This window comes from Candidatus Igneacidithiobacillus taiwanensis, from assembly GCF_031962545.1.
GTDB lineage: Bacteria > Pseudomonadota > Gammaproteobacteria > Acidithiobacillales > Acidithiobacillaceae > Igneacidithiobacillus > Igneacidithiobacillus taiwanensis.
The window spans coordinates 1-2993 of record NZ_JAVRKK010000203.1 but is presented as its reverse complement, the minus strand read 5'-3'; the positions used below and the strand labels follow the sequence as shown (position 1 = coordinate 2993).

The 2993-nt window shown below is 53.5% G+C and carries 3 protein-coding genes and 1 tRNA gene; 3 read left to right on the top strand and 1 reads right to left on the bottom strand.

The genetic code is table 11. The annotated features are described in order from the left end of the window. Positions 1-144: 144 nt before the first annotated feature. Positions 145-222 (top strand) — tRNA-Arg (locus tag RTI30_RS13675). A 311-nt stretch (positions 223-533) separates the two neighbouring features. Here the strand turns inward: RTI30_RS13675 and RTI30_RS13670 are convergent. Beyond that, entirely contained in the window at positions 534-713 is a 180-nt protein-coding gene (locus tag RTI30_RS13670; protein ID WP_312263335.1) for a hypothetical protein, read from the bottom strand. 279 nt (positions 714-992) lie between these two features. On the opposite strand from RTI30_RS13670, the gene RTI30_RS13665 reads away from it, so the two are divergent. Together RTI30_RS13665 and RTI30_RS13660 are read left to right on the top strand one after the other, a co-directional pair. After that, positions 993-1334, top strand: coding sequence for a DUF2173 family protein (locus RTI30_RS13665; protein ID WP_312263336.1), 342 nt, complete (start codon positions 993-995; stop codon positions 1332-1334). A 241-nt stretch (positions 1335-1575) separates the two neighbouring features. Beyond that, positions 1576-2988, top strand: coding sequence for a glutamate decarboxylase (locus tag RTI30_RS13660; RefSeq protein ID WP_312263337.1), 1413 nt, complete (start codon positions 1576-1578; stop codon positions 2986-2988). Positions 2989-2993: the final 5 nt, after the last annotated feature.

The following is a 2993-nucleotide window of genomic DNA, read 5'->3' as shown; positions in this document are numbered from 1 at the left end:
ACAACGCCGAACGGCCACACCATCGACTCGGACAGAAACCACCGCTATCCTTCCTCCTCCAACATCTACCACAGTGCCAAAGGTGGTGGACGCATACAGCCGATTGACGAGAAGCAGGCCTGCGGGTAGTATTCGCGTCTCAAGGCGCTCGTAGCTCAGCTGGACTAGAGCAACTGGCTACGAACCAGTAGGTCGGGAGTTCGAATCTCTCCGAGCGCGCCAAGTCAGTCAAGGCCTTAGGTTAACGCCTCGGGCCTTTTTCTTTGTCTGCGGGTGCCCTTTTGGCGCTGGTTTCGACCGCGATACCGCAACGACTCCAGGGTGAGTCCCTCTCCGCCAGCTCGGCAATTTCTCGCCTCTGGTAACTCCCCGCAAGCTCCGTTTGCCCGGGGTATCCGATGGAGGATTCGCTGAAGTCCTTGCCAGTCGCAGTCTTTCCGGATGCCGAATTCCCCGCCATTGCTTCTCAGCCTCCCGGGTGAGCTTGAAGCTCAGGCCGTCGAATGGAAAACGACTTCAGAGCCGGAGCGATCCTACTTGGGAACCCGCGCCGGTACCACGCCCAAGGCGGTCAGAATCTCCTGTTCCGGTAGATGTCGACTCCAAAGCACTGTCCGGCGACTGTCGATTATTCGTACCTCTGCATATTCTTCTAGCCGTATGGCTGCCTCGCTTTCTAGGACCCGTTCAGTCAGGGTACGGGCTGCACTCACCGCAGTACCTCTTCAATGCCCAGGCCCAACTCTCCCATCCCCCTGCGCAAAACCGCCACTCTTACGTGGCGCACTCCTCGTTGCCGGCTGTCTGCACATCCTATGAAGCAACAGTGCACTCTCCTCCTAGTCAGCGGTAACACCGCTGTACAACACTTTCGATCGTAGCGCAGCACCCGAACGTATTGACCTTATTTTCTAAATAAGCAATCCTCAGAAGGTCGGAGATATCCGACGCAATTTATTGTCTTTTAATTATTTTTTGATTCGGGGGTATTTATGTCTGTTGATCTCAAAAAACTGATGCAGTTGTCGGGTGCTGTGGCGGCTGGCCATTTCAGCGCCGACGGCAAGATGCTGGCCAAGGAGGGCAACATCGATGAGGAAACCGCACACATGGTCGCCATGATGTGCGCTGCCAACACCATGATGGGTAAGATGCAGGCCGAGAACTTCAGCAAGCACAGCCAGATGCACTGGTCACCCTTTCACGGCTTTGCCGTTTCCGCGGGCGACTACACCGTCTGCACCATGGGTCACGTCGGCATCTTCGTCGAGACCGCCAAGGCTGATTTCAATGAGGTCTTCAAGGTACTCGGTGAGGTGGCCCACGCCAGCTGAGTGAAACGTAGCAGAATGTTTTTTAACTAATTGGAACACAAAAATATTTATATATTTTTAGCGGACGAGTGAAAAATAGCCCCCACAATGGGGGCTTTCAATTCTCCTGTTTGTTTGATCCGCAATACCCAATCTGATGACCCGCAAGACCTCGGCTATGTCATCGTTTCCCAGATGCTCTCGGCAGCTCCTGGGCGGGAATCTGCTCGCTAACAGCCGCAACGCAAAATCTCTACTATTCTTGAGCAGAGACGTTTTTACGCAACCAGGAGCCATTCATGCCGAAAAAAAGCCATCTGACACCTTCCTTACGCCCACCTACGGTGGGCGCCACATGCTCGACCCCATCCCCAAGGAGCATCTTCCCGAGTCCGATTTAGAGCCTGCCGTTGCCTACCAGCTCATTCACGATGAATTAATGATGGATGGCAACGCTCGCCTCAATCTAGCGACCTTCGTCACCACATGGATGGACCCCGAGGCACGCAGCCTGATGGCAGAAACCTTCGATAAAAACATGATCGATAAAGATGAATATCCGCAAACGGCAGAAATTGAAAGGCGCTGCGTGCAAATCATTGCCCATCTCTTTCATGCCAAGGACAAGGAAAAGCCTATTGGCGTATCTGCCATTGGTTCCAGCGAGGCGGTCATGCTTGCTGGCATGGCAATGAAATGGCGCTGGCGGGCTTGGCGTAAAAAACAAGGAAAGGACGATACTCGGCCAAATCTGATTCTTGGTAGCAATGTGCAAGTGGTATGGGAAAAATTCTGCCGCTATTGGGATGTTGAGCCGCGCTACATCCCCATTCAGCAAGACCGCTATGTTATAGGTCCAGATGAGGTCGTTGCGCGCATGGACGAAAACACCATTGGCGTGGTTGCCATACTCGGTACGACGTTTACTGGGGAATTTGAGCCGGTGCGCGCCATTCACGATGCAGTTGTGGCAGAAAACAAAAAGCGGGGGTTGCAAGTGCCTCTGCATGTAGATGCCGCCAGTGGTGGTTTTGTCGCTCCTTTTTTGCATCCGGATCTGCAATGGGATTTCCGCTTACCCAATGTCGTGTCGATCAATGTATCGGGACATAAATACGGACTGGTCTATCCTGGCATTGGCTGGGCCGTCTGGCGGGGTCAAGCATATCTCCCTGAGGAGCTGGTGTTTCATGTCAATTATCTGGGGGGAGACATGCCCACCTTTACCCTCAATTTTTCCCGACCTGGCAATCAGGTTGTGGGGCAGTACTATAATTTTCTCGGCTTGGGGCGTAGCGGTTACACCCGCATCATGAAAAACCTGCAAGATATTGCCGTATGGCTGAGCGGCGAAATTGCCAAAATGAAGCCCTTTCGTTTGCTCAGTACCGGTGAGAGCATTCCCGTTTTTGCCTTTCGCTTGGTCGACGCCACGCGCTATTCGGTGTATGACGTCTCCGAACGTCTCAAAACTCGCGGCTGGCAGGTGCCCGCCTACACCTTGCCCAAAAATGCGGAGAAATTGGCAGTCATGCGTATTGTTTTGCGTGAAGGGTTTTCCCGCGATATGGCGGAGATATTACTGCGCGACCTGCGCACAGTCATCGACGAACTCGAATCGGACCCACCCCGGCATCCCAAGCAACCCGCTGGTGCAGTTTTTCACCATGGATGACAGAA

Coding starts and splice junctions, on each gene's coding strand:
- RTI30_RS13665 (WP_312263336.1), top strand. CDS start 993: ATGTCTGTTGATCTCAAAAAACTGATGCAGTTGTCGGGTGCTGTGGCG.